The sequence below is a fragment of the Pseudomonas sp. HP_01 genome, assembly GCF_055284355.1.
Window position 1 is genome coordinate 24,046 of the sequence record NZ_JBTOPV010000032.1, and the last position, 14,749, is coordinate 38,794.

Genomic DNA, 14,749 nt, shown 5'->3' on the forward strand with positions numbered 1-14,749 from the left:
ACAGCGGCAGGCTATAAATCCTTGCCCATGGTCATTTCACTGACAGCCATCCCCGACGTTTCGTAGAGCTTTCGCGCCTCATGGTTGTCAGCAAACACGTTCAGCTCCAGACGCCGAATGCCGCGATCGAGGGCCCACGCTTCGACGGCATTCAGTGCCTGCCTGCCCAGGCCCTGACGTCTGAAGGGCTGATGAATCTCCAGGTCGTAGACGAACAGCTTGGCCGGCAATGGCGGATTATCCACGACGCCTAGCCACAGGCTGCCCACCTCAACGCCTTCGCCTGTACACAAGCAGTAGAACCAATGCCCCTCGGTTTCCAGACCGTCCTCCAACAGTTCATCGAAGTCAGCGCTGGCGCTTTTCAAGGCCAGCGGTTCAGGCAGTCCGTAGGTGCGAGCAATGTCCCGGGCATACCCTGCCACCGAACGGGCAGCAAAGGCCTGAAAATCAGCAGCGCCCATGGCAATCAGCTTCATGGCAGCGGCCCTGCCTGTGACGCGGGCGTTTTCCCGCGATGAGTCACCAACGCCCGCTCCAGTGCTTCCATCGCCACATCCAGTGCCGCCTGCCGCTCGCTGACAATGGCCTCCCGCGCTTCGGCCTCGCAGGCCGCCTCCAGCGCTTCGCAGCCTTGGATGACCGCGCTCGCAGCAATGATGTTCGCGGCGCCGCGCACCTTGTGGCCGATGTCTTTCAGCTGTTCCGGGAGCCGGGTCGCGTTGAGCTCGGCGCGGTCGTGACGAATGCTGGCGATGAGCTGATCGAGCAGGCGCTCGTTCATGTCGGCCCTGCCACCGGTCAGCGCTTCGATGGTCTGCGGGTCGAACACGACCTGCGGCGGCTGAACGTGCACGGCGGGGAGCACCGGCAGCGGCAGGACCTTGCTCAAGCGGTCGTTCAGCGCCGTCAGGCTGATGGGTTTGAACAGGCAGTCGTCCATGCCGGCATCACGGCAGCGTTGCTTTTCCTCAGGCTGTGCATTGGCGGTGTAGCCCAGAACGGTGCAGCGCGGACGTGACTCGCTTTGCTCCAGATGACGGATGGCCCGCGTAAGGTCATACCCGTTCATCACCGGCATGTTGCAATCTGCGATCACCAGATCGAAACCCTCGGCACGCCAGCGCTCCAGGGCTTCTGCGCCCTGCATCGCCATGTCGCAGCGATGCCCGAGAAAACACAGTTGCTCGAACAGCAGCAGGCGGTTCGCCGGGTGGTCATCGACGATCAGGATGTGCAGCTGACCTGCGGCGTGGGGGGCCGCTTCACGGGCGATGTGTTTCGCATCCAGCGGCTCAAGGGTGGTGAACTCGAAGGTCATCTCGATCCGCGTACCATCCCCGGGACGGCTGCTCAACGTCAGGTTTCCGCCCATCATTTCGCACAGGCTGCGACAGATCACCAGACCAAGGCCCGCGCCGGTTCGCGCCAGTTGCCCTGACTGGTCCACCTGGGCGAAGGGCGCAAACAGCCGCTGCTGGTCCTGTTCGGTGATGCCGATGCCACTGTCGTGAATCACCACTTGCACGCGCATCTGCTGGGGGCTGCGGCCGGCTTCGGTCTGCAGGCTGATCTTCACCTGGCCCATTTCGGTGAATTTGATGGCGTTGCTGATGAGATTGGAAAGGATCTGCTTGAAGCGCAGCGGGTCGATCAGCACGTCCGTGTTGGTCCGCGGGTCCAGATCCAGGGCCAGGGTGAGACTTTTTTGCCGGGCCAGGCCGTCGAACACCCGCACCACGGACTCGACCAGCTGCCGCAGATTGGCGCGCTCGGGGCTCAGGCTCAGACGGCCCGACTCAATGCGCGCGATGTCGAGGATATCGCCGATCAGCTCCAGCAAATCCTTCGCCGAACTGTAGGCCACTTCGATGGCCGGACGGTCCAGATGGCCATGGTCGGCGCGTTTCAGGGCCAGCTCGAGCATGCCGATCACGGCGTTCATCGGCGTCCGTATCTCGTGACTCATGGTTGCCAGAAAGGTACTTTTCGCGCGGTTGGCATCGTCTGCCAGCTCCTTCGCCGTCTGCAGCTGCTCGATCAATTGCCGCCGTTCGCTGATGTCGATCCAGCCGCCGATGATGCCCTGCACTTTGCCGAGGGAGTCGCGGAACGGCAGGATCCAGTGGTAAATCGTCAGCTCGCGGCCGCCGATGTGCAGCGAGCGGTCGAGAATCAGCGGCTCGTCCTCGGCCATGACACGCTTGTAGTCCTCGACGTAGCCAAGAGCCTCTTCGGTATTACTTAAAATGCCGTCAAGAATACTTTTGCCGATCACGTCCTCGCGCCGCGCGACGAAGGCGGCGAGGTAGCTTTCGTTGCACATTTTCAGCAGGCCGTCGCGGTCGCGGACATAGATGGGATGAGGGGTGCCGTTGACCAGCGCGCTCATGAATTCGAACTGGTCGTTGAGCGCCCGCTCGGCTCGTTCGCGCTGTTTGATCTGCCGGCGCATCCAGGCATTCCAGGCCAGTGAGCCCAGCAGCAGCAGGCTTGCACCGCCGATGATCTGATAGATCAACAGCTCATAATCGTGCCACGCGCCGCTGGTCGGCGGCGTATAAGTGCGCCAGCGATTGTTGATCGCGGCGAGGTCTTCCGGGGCAATGCTCGACAGCGCCTTGTCCAGAATCGAGGTCAGCTCGGTGGCGTTGCGGGACGTGGCCATGGCAATGCGCGCCGGCTCCTGCCCGACGGTCACGCGCATCTGCAAGGTGTCGTTCAACGCCCGCGAGGACAGGAAATAACTGGCGCTGAACAGCGAAGTGATGGCGCCCTCCGCCCGGCCGTGGGCGAGCATGTCCAACGCTTGCGCCGGGTTGTCGACCTCAACCGGATAGATGCCCGGGTGCTGGTCGCTCAGGAAGGGCAGGATCGGGCTGCTGAGGGCCAGCGCCACCCGCTTGCCGTCCAGTTGATCGAGATTGGAGGGCGCCGAGGTTTCCTTGCGCGTGACCAGCACGAACACGTTATCCATGTAGGGCCGGCTGAAATTGAAGCGGTTCTGGCGCTCTTCGCTGGGAATCATCGCGCCGATCAGGTCGGCCTGGCCCTGGCTTAGCTGGTTGGTCATGTCGTTCATGCTGGCGGCATGGCTGACCTTGAAGGTGAGCCCGGTGCGCAGGCGGATGAGTTCGAGCAAGTCGGCGGTGACGCCGCTGAAATTGCCGGCGGCATCGAAGAACGTGAGCGGCGCATAGGCCTCGTTGAACACTACGCGAACGGTCGGGTGCTGGGCGATCCAGCGTTCTTCTCGCTGATTGAGTTGCAGCTTCTGATCGGTGAGCATCAGGTCGCTGCCGGCGCCCCAGCGCTTGGAAATGGCAATGCGCTCTTCCACCGGAATACCCTTGAGCACCCGGTTGACGATGTCCAGCATCATCGGGTTGGACGCCTCCACGGCGAAGCTGAAACCGTTCGCTTCGTGCTTGCCGAAATTGGCCATCTGCACGTTGTTCAGATAGCCCTTGTTGATCACGTAGTGGGTGGAAATCGTATCGCCCAGGAACACGTCGGCCTGATTGAAGGCCACGGCGTTGATCGCACTCTGGAAGGACGGGAAGGTCTGCAAGCGCGCCTTGGGATAAAGGGCGGCGATTACGTCGGGCGGCAGGTAGTGATAAGCCATGCTCAGGCGCAAACCGTTGAGGTCGCCTTTCAAGGGGCGGGCCTCCCCGGCGCGGGTCACCAGGACGGGCTGATCCACGGCGTAGGGCGTGGACAGCACGATCCCGGGCGACGCCGCCTCATAACCGTTGGCGCTGCCCAGCAGGTCGATTTCGCCGTTGCTCAGCGCCTGAACCGCCTCGTCGCGGCTGGCGAAGCGCAGTACCTTGACCGGCAGGTCGAGCACGCGTCCGAGAATGCCGATGTAATCGGCGGTGAAGCCTTCGTAGTCGTGCCCGGTCAGGGTCATGTCGAAAGGCGGATAGTCCGGCGCGGAGGTGCCGACCACCAGTTCGCGCTTGTTGCGCACCCATTGCCACTGGGCGCGCTCCAGCGTCACATCCATGTGCGCAGGGTTGGAACGGCTCAGCAAGGTGTAGCGTTCCGGCGCCTGGGGATCTGCCTGGGTATCGAAGCCAAGGCAGACCATCACGGCCGCTATCCAATAGTCCTTTAACCCCTTTGGCATCCTGTCTCTCACACTAACGAATTGCGTTTTGCCATCTCGATAAGTTCTACCAGAGTCTTGGCCTTGAGTTTTTGCATCAATCGGGTTTTGTAAGTGCTGACCGTTTTGTTGCTCAGGAACATGCCTTTGGCGATTTCCTTGTTTGTTCGCCCTTGGGCAAACAGTTGTAACACCATCAGTTCACGGTCATTGACGAGTTTGAAGCGCTCAAGCTCGTTCGGGTCACCCTCTTTTTTGATCGATGCGGCAAGGGCCTGACTGGGAAAGTAATTGTAGCCGGATAATACCGCTTTGACCGAGCTGACAAGTTCGCTGAGGTCTTCCTGCTTGCACACATAACCCGAGGCGCCCGACTGCATGCATCGAATGGCGAACAGGCTCGGCGCCTGAGCAGTCAGTACGAGAATCTTCGAGGGCAGGTTCATGGCGTTGAAGCGGGCGAGGACTTCGAGCCCGTCCAGCTTGGGGATGCTGATGTCGAGGATGATGAGGTCGGGCATGCACTCACGGACCATCTGCATGGCGTCGACACCGTTGTCGGTCTCTCCGACCACCTCGTAATTTTCATTTTCCAGAAGCATACGTATGGCCATTCGTATGACCGGGTGGTCGTCGATAATAAAAATAGAGTTCATGATCAATCCATAACGGGTAGCAAGAAAGCGCGCACCTTATCCCAGATGTTCAAAGGCGCACATAAAGAGATCATGCCCGAAGCGCTATATAGGAATGTTCCTACAGAAATAAGCGTATGTGCGTACGTGGATGCACGCGGCGGTCATGAATGTTTAATACGTAACAGCGTTTAGCGTTGATTAAAGTGAATTTCAAAACGCGCGTTTATTTCGAATCGGAATAACCCTACGTATTCGCAAAACTGTAGCTGCCTGTTTAAAGGCATCTGTTCAACGGTATCAACGGCACATCGGAAATACGGACTCGGTAGCAGCCTGAGTCGGTGCGGGTTCATACCCGGGACAGACCGGCATTCAGGCCAAATTATGCGGGCGCCGACAGCAGGCTGATCAGCTCCAGAGTGTTGAGCGGTTTGCTCAGGCAACCCAGCAGTGGCAGGCCCATCGCCCTGGCTTCGGACTCAAGGGTCGCCAGCGGATCCGCGTCCAGGCCGCTGAGCAGTACGGCGCGCTGGATCAACCCGCGCTGGTTCGCCGCCTTTATCAGCTCCAGGCCGCACATGCCCGGCAGACGCTGGTCACACAGCAGCAGGTCATAGGGCTCGGTGCTGCGTTCCATGGCGCCGAGTGCTTCGCTGGCATTGAGCGCTGGCGTGACGCGGTACAGGCCATGGTTGTTCAGCAGGATCTGCAAGGCGATCAGCTGAAACGGATGATCCTCTACCAGCAGGATTCTGAAATCTTTAGTGAACATCGGCGGTTCCAGACGTAGGGGGAGTGAGCGCGACCGCTTGACGGCGGGCGGGCGGCGTACTCGCAGGCGGGCGGTGTCTTCGGAAGGTAATGGGTCCGGTTGTCCCAAGGCTCGGGATGGCGCGGATTATTCGGCAGGGATGTACGACCAGCGATAAGGGCATTCCGACGGTCGCGTAGGAAATATCCGAAGTTGCTGTTGGATTTCCTGAAGCCCTAATGAGAAAAGCCCGAATACCGGTTCGTATTCGGGCTTTCGCAAGCGTCCGCGACAGGCGCCACGGCTAAAGGGGCCGCTAGACGGGGCTGGAGTGCCCCGTCATCTCACGGGCCATTTCGCTGGCGTAGCTGTCGGTCATGCCGGCGATGAAGTCGATGACCCTGAGAAAGGACGTGTGCAGCGGCCAGCTCGGGTCAGGCGCGTTATTGCCCAGCAAATCGAGAATGCGCCGGCTTTTGAACGACGGCTCATGTCCGCCGAACTGCTCCAGCGCCGCGCCGCAGAAGGCATTCAGCAGGATTTCCAGCGTGGTGTAGGCGCCGATTTCGTGCAGCGTCTTGCGCTTGTCCTGAAAGATCTTCTTGCGCGCCATGTCCTTGGCATTGAGCACGCAGCGCTTGGCCGGCCCGTGCATGTGTTCGACCAGGTCGCCGTGCAGCGTGCCGGCCAGCAACGCGTCCTGCTGTTCGACGAAAGCGCGGGCGGCGGCGTTGGTCAGGTGCTCGATGGCCTTGCCCCGCAGAATCGCCAGCTTGCGACGCCGCGAGTCATTGGGGCCCAACTGGCGATAGGTTTCCGGCAGATCATCGCCCACCAGCCCCAGCAGCAGGGACTCCACTTCGTCGTAGGTGAGCAACTCCATTTCCAGGCCGTCTTCGAGATCGATCAGCGCGTAGCAGATGTCGTCGGCCGCCTCCATCAGGTACACCAGCGGATGCCGCGCCCAGCGTTGGTCCTCGATCTGCGGCAGACCGAGCTTGCCGGCGATTTGCTCGAGGATCGGCAGCTCGCTCTGGTAGCAGCCGAACTTGTGTTTCTTGTAGCCCAGCGAGTCGGCATGACGCGCCGTCCACGGGTATTTCAGGTAGGTGCCGAGGGTCGCATAGGTCAGCCGCGTGCCGCCCTCGAACTGGTGATATTCCAGCTGAGTCAGGACGCGAAAGCCTTGGGCGTTGCCTTCGAAATTGAGAAAGTCATTGCGCTCGACTTCGCTCATCGCGTCGAGCCAGCCGCGGCCGGCGGCCTGTTTGAACCAGTTGCGAATGGCGTCCTCGCCAGAGTGGCCGAATGGCGGGTTGCCGATGTCGTGGGCCAGGCAGGCTGATTGCACGACCATGCCCAGATCGCTGGGATCGCACCAGTCGGGCAGGGCGCTGCGCAGGGTTTCGCCGACGCGCATGCCCAGCGAGCGGCCGACGCAGCTGACCTCCAGCGAATGGGTCAGGCGCGTGTGAATATGGTCGTTGCTGGTGACCGGGTGAACCTGGGTCTTGCGGCCGAGACGGCGAAAGGCGCCGGAGAAAATGATTCGGTCGTGATCCTTGTGGAACGGACTGCGCCCCAGTTCCTCAGGGCTGTGCAGGGTCTTGCCAAGGCGCTCGCGGGTGAGCAGGGTTTGCCAATCCAAGGCCGGTACTCCGTCGGGTGATTACCGCGCTAGCTTCCCGGTTCGCCCCGCACGCTGCAAGCACAAGATCGCTGACACGGGGCTGGAGACGTCATCAAAACCCGGCCGCGTCGACATCGATCAGCAACAGGCGCTCGCCGTTGTCGAAAAACTGCCCGGCTGTCAGGCAATACTGATTGCTGGTCGCGTCGCGGTAGGTGCTCGACAGCGTCAGGCGCCGCTCGTGCCAGCCCTCGGCGAGCAGGTGATAGAAGTAGGGCCGCCAGGACCAGTTATGGCCCAGATACCGGGCGTCTGCGGTCCACGCGCCGTTGCGCCATTCCAGATTGGGCGTGAGTTGCGTGCCGTGGCGGTCGCACTGGTAAAAACGCAGCAGCCAGGGGAATTCCGTGACCTGGGGCAAATCCCCCTGCGACGCGTTGCCCTCGGCCCAGCGCTGCAACCGTGTCATCAATTGAGTGAGTTGCTTGCGCAGGGTCATCAGCCGTTCGCGATCGGCGACTTTCTTCATCACGTAGCGATCACGCAGGGCAGCGAAGCGGTCGACGAACGCATCGGCCTCGAAGAAATCCAGCTGCCCCGGAGCGAACAGATAGCCCTGAACGTAGCGCGAGCCGCATTCGAGGGCGAAGTCCAGTTCGGCTTCGGTTTCGACGCCTTCGGCGATGATCCAGCAGCCGGTTTTCTCCGCCATCTGCGCCAGGGCCTTGACCACATCACTGCTCGGGCCGCCCCGCGCGGCGGCCTGAAACAGCCGCATGTCGAGCTTGAGGATGTCGGGTTGCAATGCCAGCACCCGATCCAGCTGCGAATAACCGGCGCCGAAATCATCTATGGCGATGCGCGCGCCGGCGTCGCGGTAGCGGGCCACCACCTCGTTCAGGCGCTGGCCGTCGCCGCTTAATTCAGTGATCTCGAAGACGATCCGGTCTGCGGGAATGCCGTACGTCTGCAGCTGTTTGAGGCTGGGCGGCGATTCGTCGGGGCGCAGGCGACTGATCCAGCGCGGGGAGATGTTCAGGCTGAGGAACCAGTCACTCGGCGCCTCGTGAAAACGGCTCAGGGCATTATCCCGAACCTGACGATCCAGGCGACGCAGTTGCACTGCGGGGCGGCGTGGGTCCGTAAAAAGCGGACCCACCGATTGCAGGCTGCCGTCCGCCTGACGAAGGCGGCCCAGCGCCTCAATGCCGGCGATGCGCCCGGTCGCGGTGTCGATGAACGGCTGAAAACAGGCGAGCGGTTGCCCATCGAACACGGGGCCTCCTTAGTGGCGATTGATTGGAGCGGCGTTTGCTGACGGATTGGCTGAGTGTCCTCGTCTGACAAGCACCTTCGCCTCACCCGATACGCGTATCGGGCAAGGCGGGGTTGCTTAGCAAGAATGCAGCCAGAAGGCTTTTAGCGACGGCGGGACGAGTTCTGCAGGGCCATTTTGATCAATGGCAAAACGGTTGCACTGAACTTGATCAGGCGGGTGACGCTGCCGGTCTTTTTACTGCGTGTGCCTTTGCCGGTAAGAAAGCCTAGCAGGGTGACGGCCCCGACGCCCCACAGCGGCCCATGCTTGATACCGAGGGAGCCGGGGAGGTCGGAGGCCATGCCGCGCATGCGTTGCAGGGGATGCATCAATCGCGAGGATTCCTGACGGATCTCCTGACGGTGCATCTCCATGCGCAGGCGAATCAACGCTTTGCGCAGCTCGCGACGGTTGTGTGTCTGGGGCAATTGAGGTGCGCTCATGGCATCAGTCGCTCGCGGTCGTTGGCCAGTTCTTCCAGCGTCGAATGGAAGGGTGAAGACTCATCGAAAACGGCCGCCTTCAGCCGCATTGCGCAGAACAACGCCGCCAGGGTGTAGAACCCGCACAGGCCGACGATCCCGTAGAGGCGATAGGTGTCCCACACGAGCACCAGCAGCAGCGCGGACAGGCCGATGAGCAGCAACAGCGCGAAAACCAGCGCCAGACCTGCGAACAACAGCAAGCTGACCGTACGGGCTTTCTGTTCCTGAAGCTCGATGCCGAACAGCTCGACATGAGTGTGCAACAGGCCCAGAAAAGCCGCACCCAGCCGCCGCGGCGAAGAGGATTGATCGGTCCCGTTTGGACCTGTCGGCTGCGTCATGGCCGTTAGCGCCGGGTGGCCAGCAGACCCAGCAGGAAGCCGACGCCAGCCGCGATCCCTACCGATTGCCATGGATTGTTCTGAACATAGTCCTCGGTGACGATGACCGCTTCCTTGCCGCGTGCGCGCAGGGTTTCTTCGGTCAATTTCAGGGTTTCGCGTGCACGGAGCAGGCTTTCGCGAATCTGCTCACGCAGTTCATCGGCCTGTTCACCTGCCAGAGAGGCCGTGTGCGCCAGCAGTTTTTCCGTATCGGCAACCAGCGTCTGGAAGTCAGACATCAATATGTCCTGGGCTTTTTCTGCTGTAGGTCGAGCCATGGTTTTCTCCTTAGGGGATGACGATATGGGGTTTCGAGTATGGCGCATTCCTGAAGGTTCATTCCAATCGCGTGAACAGGCAGTCGTTTCGCCTGAAGCGGTTTCTGCCTGGTTCTGCGCCTTATCGGTGCACACGCTGACCCCGCGCTCCACACTGGGCAGGTCAGGGCCAGCGGGAACGATGGCATGGGCACTCGACGCTCTGTCAGGCCCGACCTAAACTTGCACATCCAACCCTTGGAATCGCCGCCACAGAGGGGCCGAGCCATGCCATCGGAATGTCAGCTGTTTGGAACCTTGGGGTGTCACTTGTGCGAGGTGGCCGAAGCCGAACTGATGCCGCTGGTGGAGCACGGCTTGATGGTAGAGCTGGTCGATATTGCCGAAAGCGAGGCGCACCACGAAACCTATGGCCTGCGGATTCCCGTGCTGAGGCGGGCGGACACCGGTGCCGAACTGGACTGGCCGTTCGACACCGATCAGGTTGTGTTGTTTCTGAGCGACTGACGCGTGGGCGGTGAGGGCGCGAGCCCGCGCGTCGGCGTTGGCCTCAGAGATATTGCGTGTCGACCACCATGGCTTGAGCGACGGCGGCTTTCTGCGCGTCAGTCATGTCGTCCCAGACGTGCACTTTGGCGTAGTAGCCCAGGCCCGCTACGATGTACAGGCTCAGGGTCAGCACGATGAACACCGACATGAACGTCCAGCGGCCCACGTCGTGGTCTTCGTTGGAAAAGGACTGCGAGTAGTTTTCATCGTTCTGCGATGAAGTCCCGGTGGAGAGACGTTTGATCCATTGGAAGAATTGAACCAGCATGGGCGTAACCTCAAAAGTTGCGAAAAGAAATCTGTGGGTTTGGCAGCACGTTGCGCAGTGGCACTCAACGTGGGATACAAACGCTGAAAACGAAAAAAGCCCGTCGATGACGGGCTTTCTTTTTATGAGTTTCAGGTCTGGCAGGCGTTTTCGATTTCAGTCACGACGGTTTTCGTGTCTGCTCGGATTCGCGCCTGCGTGCCGATTTCGAAACATTTTAGGACAAATCATTTTGCGCATCCAGCGCCGCTCCGTGGTTGTCAGACAACTGGCGCCGGTTTTCCGTGCGGCATAACGTCGCGCACATCTGAAGCGCCCGGGCTAGAGCCTTCCGGCGAAACCGTCATTTGCCATGTCGCGCAAAGATTCGTCGGCGTTGATAATGCCCCCATTGCCGCCTTCGTCATTTCAGTCTGAGCCGTTTATGTCCGCACCTGTGTTTACCGCCGCTCACCGTCAAGCCAGCACGTTGTACCTGCCGCCAGGGCCTTGGCAGACAGTGCTCGATTGCCTGTGCGAGCGCTTCAGTGCCATCAGCCGCGAGCAGTGGCTGGACCGGATCGCGCGGGGCAAGGTCCTCGACGGCGACGGCCAGCCGATCGCAGCGGACCTTGCGTACCGCGAAGGCCTGCGTATCCACTACTTTCGCGAAGTGCCCAACGAGACGCCGATCCCGGTGCAGGAGTCGATCCTGTATGCCGACGAGCATCTGGTGGTCGCCGACAAGCCGCATTTTCTGCCCGTTACCCCTGCGGGAGAGTACGTGGAGCAGACCCTGCTGCGGCGACTGATTCGCACCCTCGACAATCCCGATCTGGTGCCCTTGCATCGCATTGACCGGCACACGGCAGGACTGGTGCTGTTCTCGGCCAACAAGCAGACCCGGTCGGCCTATCAGGCGCTGTTTCCAACCCGGCAGATTGAAAAGCGCTATGAGGCGATTGCGCCTGCGCTCCCGGACGTGGCGTTTCCACGCGTGCACAAAAGTCGTCTGGTCGATGGCGAACCGTTCTTTCGCATGCAGGAGGGCGAGGGACCGGGCAACACGGAAACCCGTGTGGAAGTCAGCGAGAAAAATGGCGGGCTATGGCGTTACGCGCTGTATCCGGTGACCGGCAAAAAACATCAGCTGCGCGTTCACATGGCCGCCCTGGGCGCCGGCATCTGCAACGACCCGTTCTACCCTGACGTGCTCAAGGACGCCGTGGACGACTACGCCCATCCGCTCAAATTGCTGGCCCAGGGGTTGCGCTTTGTTGACCCGGTGACCGGACAGGAGCGGGTGTTCGAAAGCCGGATCACGCTGGACTGGTAACACGCGGATTTTCGCTGTCCGACCCGGTAACTCCAGACAAAAAAAGACCCGCTCGATTGGCGGGTCTTTTTGCTTTCGGCGGCGGGCTTTTGAAACCCTCGCGATCAAGCCGGTATCACAGTTCTTTAACGGTACGAACCTGATCTTTGTTGATGCGGGTTTCTTTACCGTCCAGCTGTTTGAACTCGTAGAAGCCCGACTCTTCGTCGTATTTCGGCTCGTCGGTTGCCTGGATTTCACGGCCGTCGTTCAGCGTGATCACCGTTGGCGAAGAGCAACCGGCCAGAGAGGCGAGGCTCAATGCAAGCAGGAAGGCGGCAGGAAGAGTCCGTTGTTTCATTGCTGTGTCTCCGGAATTTTGTTTAGTGATGTGTCTGACGCAGAGTGTACCGGCAAAGTTCCATGAAACCTGCCCGCTGCACTCAGGGCATGATCTCGGTCAAGAAGTCAGGGGTGTTGAGGTTGGCCAGACGCGGGTCGTCGGCTTCGCACTGCAGGCCGACGGCGCGCAATTCTGCCAGAGTTCGGCGCGGGCTGCGCTGGCCCTGCTGCCAGTGCTGCTCGAAGACACTCGCGTGACGAGTGGGAATGCAACATAACAGCGGCTCCCACTGTTCACCCTGACGAACCATCACCGGCGCGCCGGGGTTTTCAGCAGCGGTCTGGCGCAGGCCATTGAGCAGCGCGCGATCCAGCAGCGGCATGTCACAGGGGATGACCAGCAGGTAGCCGTGTTTTGCCACGGCAAGGCCTGCGCGAATGCCCGCGTAGGGGCCTGGAAAATCCTGTTGTTCATCCTCGATCAGTGTGTCGGCGTAGCGCGCGTATTGCTCGCGGTTGCGGTTGCACGAAACGATCAGATCATCGGTGAGCGGGCGCACCAACCCATGCAAATGCTCGATAAAAGGCTTGTCGCGCCAGGCAATCAGCCCTTTGTCTCGGCCGCCCATGCGCCGACCCTGGCCGCCGGCGAGCAGCAGGATAGAGCAGGGCGGGAGGGCATCGGAAGGGGTCATGATCAGCTCGGTTGGCGGGGAAAAAAACAGGTGCTGTGATATAACACCGCCCTGTTTCCTCTTCAACCGGACCTCATCATGAAAGCCAAGGCTGACTCGCCTTTCGTACCCCTGAACATCGCTGTTCTGACGGTCAGTGACACCCGTACTTTTGAAACCGACACCTCCGGCCAGATGTTCGTCGACCGCCTGACCACCGCCGGTCACGGCCTGATCGAGCGCGTGCTGCTCAAGGATGACCTTTACAAGATCCGCGCCCAGGTGGCGACCTGGATCGCCGATGATGAAGTGCAAGTCGTGCTCATTACCGGCGGTACCGGTTTCACCGGCCGCGACAGCACCCCGGAAGCCGTGGCCTGCCTGCTGGACAAGCAAGTGGACGGTTTTGGCGAGCTGTTTCGCCAGATTTCCCTGCCCGACATCGGCACCTCGACCATTCAGTCCCGCGCCCTTGCCGGGCTGGCCAACGGCACGCTGGTGTGCTGCCTGCCGGGTTCGACCAACGCGGTGCGCACCGGCTGGGACGGCATTCTTGCTGACCAGTTGAACAATAGCTTTCGCCCGTGCAATTTCGTGCCGCACCTGAAGAAGGCTGAACCCTGCGCGACGCGCGGGTGAGCCATGATGAGCGCACCTGAAAAGAGTCGCCTGATGCCGGTCGAAGAGGCCATGCAGCGATTGATGGACCTCGCCGCCTCCGCGCCGATCACCGAGCGTGAAACCGTGGCGCTGGCCGATGCCCTGGGCCGCGTGCTGGCGCAAGATCTGGTCTCGACGCTGGATTTGCCGCCGTGGCCCAACAGCGCCATGGACGGCTACGCCATGCGCGTGGCGGACTGGACCGGCGAGCCGTTGCCGGTGAGCCAGCGGATCTTCGCCGGGCACGCGCCCGAGCCACTGCAGCCCGGCACCTGCGCGCGGATATTCACCGGCGCGCCAGTACCGGAAGGGGCTGACTGCGTCGAGATGCAGGAGAACGCCGAAGTCCAGGCCGACGCGACAGTGCGCTTTCTCGAACCGTTGAGCGCCGGCCAGAACATTCGCCCGAAAGGGCAGGAGACCACGGTCGGAGACAAGGTGCTGGACGCTGGCACGGTCATGAACCCGATTGAACTGGGTCTGGCGGCGAGCATGGGTTTGGGCCACGTGCAGGTCATGCGTCGCGCCCGGGTTGCCGTACTCTCCACGGGCGATGAGTTGATCGAGCCGGGGCAGCCGCTGGGCCCGGGGCAGATCTACAACAGCAATCGCGTGTTGCTGTGCAGCTGGCTGACGCGGCTGGGCTGCGAAGTGGTCGATGCCGGCATCCTTCCCGACAACCTTGAGAAAACCCGCGCGGCGCTGGGCAGCCTGAACGACGTCGACCTGATCCTCTCCACCGGCGGCGTGTCCGTCGGCGAGGCGGATTTTCTCGGTCACGCGCTGAAGGAAGAGGGCGAGATTGCGCTGTGGAAACTGGCGATCAAACCCGGCAAGCCACTGACCTTCGGCCATTTCCGTGGCGTGCCGGTGATCGGCCTTCCGGGCAATCCGGCTTCGACGCTGGTGACCTTCGCGTTGCTTGCCCGTCCTTATCTGCTCAGACGCATGGGCGTGCAGGCCGTCAAGCCGCTGCAGTTCAAGGTGCCGGCCGCATTTACCTGGACCAAACCGGGGACCCGGCGCGAATACCTGCGCGGACGCCTTGAACAGGGCCGGCTGGTTGCCTACCGCAACCAGAGTTCCGGTGTGCTGCGCAGCGCCGCCTGGGCCGACGGGCTGATCGAGATCGTGGAAGGCACAACGGTGGCGGAGGGCGATTTGCTCAATTTCATTCCGCTGAGCGAAGTCATGGGCTGAGGAGGCTGGTCCTCGGTTCGACGGAAGACCAGCGTCATATGAAGAATTGTGTAGGAGCGGGGGGGGGGGGGGGGGGGGGGGGGGAGGGGGGGGGGGGGGCGGTCTAGGGGGGCGGGGCGGGGGGGGGGGGGGCGGGGGGCGGGGGGGGGGGGGGGGGGGGGGGGG

The 14,749-nt window shown here is 61.6% G+C and carries 16 protein-coding genes; 4 read left to right on the forward strand and 12 right to left on the reverse strand.

Features of this window, described 5'->3' with window-relative positions; all coding sequences use genetic code 11:
- Nucleotides 1-11: 11 nt before the first annotated feature.
- The 9 genes from ACYAR8_RS17155 to ACYAR8_RS17195 all read right to left on the reverse strand — a co-directional run bounded on the left by ACYAR8_RS17155 (nt 12) and on the right by ACYAR8_RS17195 (nt 9,597).
- Nucleotides 12-479: a GNAT family N-acetyltransferase gene (locus ACYAR8_RS17155; RefSeq protein WP_463580504.1), complete on the reverse strand. Its 468-nt coding sequence runs from the start codon at nt 477-479 to the stop codon at nt 12-14.
- Nucleotides 476-4,135, reverse strand: a complete 3,660-nt coding sequence (locus ACYAR8_RS17160) for a transporter substrate-binding domain-containing protein (protein ID WP_463580505.1) — start codon at nt 4,133-4,135, stop codon at nt 476-478. The genes ACYAR8_RS17155 and ACYAR8_RS17160 overlap by 4 nt, the downstream gene beginning before the upstream one ends.
- A gap of 8 nt (nt 4,136-4,143) precedes the next feature.
- The gene (locus tag ACYAR8_RS17165) at nt 4,144-4,770 is read right to left on the reverse strand and encodes a response regulator transcription factor (RefSeq protein WP_065991486.1); all 627 of its coding nucleotides are present in this window, start codon (nt 4,768-4,770) and stop codon (nt 4,144-4,146) included.
- Between the two features lie 364 nt (nt 4,771-5,134).
- On the reverse strand, nt 5,135-5,524 hold the full coding sequence (locus tag ACYAR8_RS17170) for a response regulator (protein ID WP_074887276.1): 390 nt from the start codon (nt 5,522-5,524) through the stop codon (nt 5,135-5,137).
- 295 nt (nt 5,525-5,819) lie between these two features.
- Nucleotides 5,820-7,151: a deoxyguanosinetriphosphate triphosphohydrolase gene (locus ACYAR8_RS17175; RefSeq protein ID WP_074887279.1), complete on the reverse strand. Its 1,332-nt coding sequence runs from the start codon at nt 7,149-7,151 to the stop codon at nt 5,820-5,822.
- A gap of 94 nt (nt 7,152-7,245) precedes the next feature.
- Entirely contained in the window at nt 7,246-8,409 is a 1,164-nt protein-coding gene (locus ACYAR8_RS17180; RefSeq protein WP_463580506.1) for an EAL domain-containing protein, read from the reverse strand.
- 143 nt (nt 8,410-8,552) lie between these two features.
- The gene (locus tag ACYAR8_RS17185) at nt 8,553-8,894 is read right to left on the reverse strand and encodes a hypothetical protein (protein WP_065991490.1); all 342 of its coding nucleotides are present in this window, start codon (nt 8,892-8,894) and stop codon (nt 8,553-8,555) included.
- The gene (locus ACYAR8_RS17190) at nt 8,891-9,277 is read right to left on the reverse strand and encodes a phage holin family protein (RefSeq protein ID WP_074887286.1); all 387 of its coding nucleotides are present in this window, start codon (nt 9,275-9,277) and stop codon (nt 8,891-8,893) included. The genes ACYAR8_RS17185 and ACYAR8_RS17190 overlap by 4 nt, the downstream gene beginning before the upstream one ends.
- Before the next feature lie 5 nt (nt 9,278-9,282).
- Nucleotides 9,283-9,597, reverse strand: coding sequence for an ElaB/YgaM/YqjD family protein (locus ACYAR8_RS17195; RefSeq protein WP_065991492.1), 315 nt, complete (start codon nt 9,595-9,597; stop codon nt 9,283-9,285).
- A 267-nt stretch (nt 9,598-9,864) separates the two neighbouring features.
- On the opposite strand from ACYAR8_RS17195, the gene ACYAR8_RS17200 reads away from it, so the two are divergent.
- Nucleotides 9,865-10,104 (forward strand): glutaredoxin family protein, encoded by a 240-nt coding sequence (locus ACYAR8_RS17200; RefSeq protein WP_074887288.1) that lies wholly within the window; start codon nt 9,865-9,867, stop codon nt 10,102-10,104.
- 43 nt (nt 10,105-10,147) lie between these two features.
- Here the strand turns inward: ACYAR8_RS17200 and ACYAR8_RS17205 are convergent, their stop codons facing one another.
- Complete coding sequence (locus ACYAR8_RS17205; protein ID WP_108120122.1) at nt 10,148-10,414, reverse strand: hypothetical protein; 267 nt, start codon at nt 10,412-10,414, stop codon at nt 10,148-10,150.
- Nucleotides 10,415-10,838: 424 nt separating this feature from the next.
- Between ACYAR8_RS17205 and ACYAR8_RS17210 the strand changes: the two genes are divergently transcribed.
- Nucleotides 10,839-11,729 carry an RluA family pseudouridine synthase gene (locus ACYAR8_RS17210; RefSeq protein WP_463580507.1) on the forward strand — a complete coding sequence of 297 codons (891 nt, stop codon included), beginning with the start codon at nt 10,839-10,841 and terminating at the stop codon, nt 11,727-11,729.
- Between the two features lie 115 nt (nt 11,730-11,844).
- Here ACYAR8_RS17210 and ACYAR8_RS17215 read toward each other — a convergent pair whose 3' ends face one another.
- Both ACYAR8_RS17215 and mobA read right to left on the reverse strand, forming a co-directional pair.
- Entirely contained in the window at nt 11,845-12,069 is a 225-nt protein-coding gene (locus tag ACYAR8_RS17215; protein ID WP_074887297.1) for a YgdI/YgdR family lipoprotein, read from the reverse strand.
- An 82-nt stretch (nt 12,070-12,151) separates the two neighbouring features.
- Complete coding sequence (gene mobA, locus ACYAR8_RS17220; RefSeq protein WP_463580508.1) at nt 12,152-12,745, reverse strand: molybdenum cofactor guanylyltransferase MobA; 594 nt, start codon at nt 12,743-12,745, stop codon at nt 12,152-12,154.
- 78 nt (nt 12,746-12,823) lie between these two features.
- Between mobA and moaB the strand changes: the two genes are divergently transcribed.
- The gene (moaB, locus tag ACYAR8_RS17225) at nt 12,824-13,363 is read left to right on the forward strand and encodes a molybdenum cofactor biosynthesis protein B (protein WP_065991499.1); all 540 of its coding nucleotides are present in this window, start codon (nt 12,824-12,826) and stop codon (nt 13,361-13,363) included.
- Between the two features lie 6 nt (nt 13,364-13,369).
- On the forward strand, nt 13,370-14,584 hold the full coding sequence (locus tag ACYAR8_RS17230; protein ID WP_139214453.1) for a molybdopterin molybdotransferase MoeA: 1,215 nt from the start codon (nt 13,370-13,372) through the stop codon (nt 14,582-14,584).
- Nucleotides 14,585-14,749: the final 165 nt, after the last annotated feature.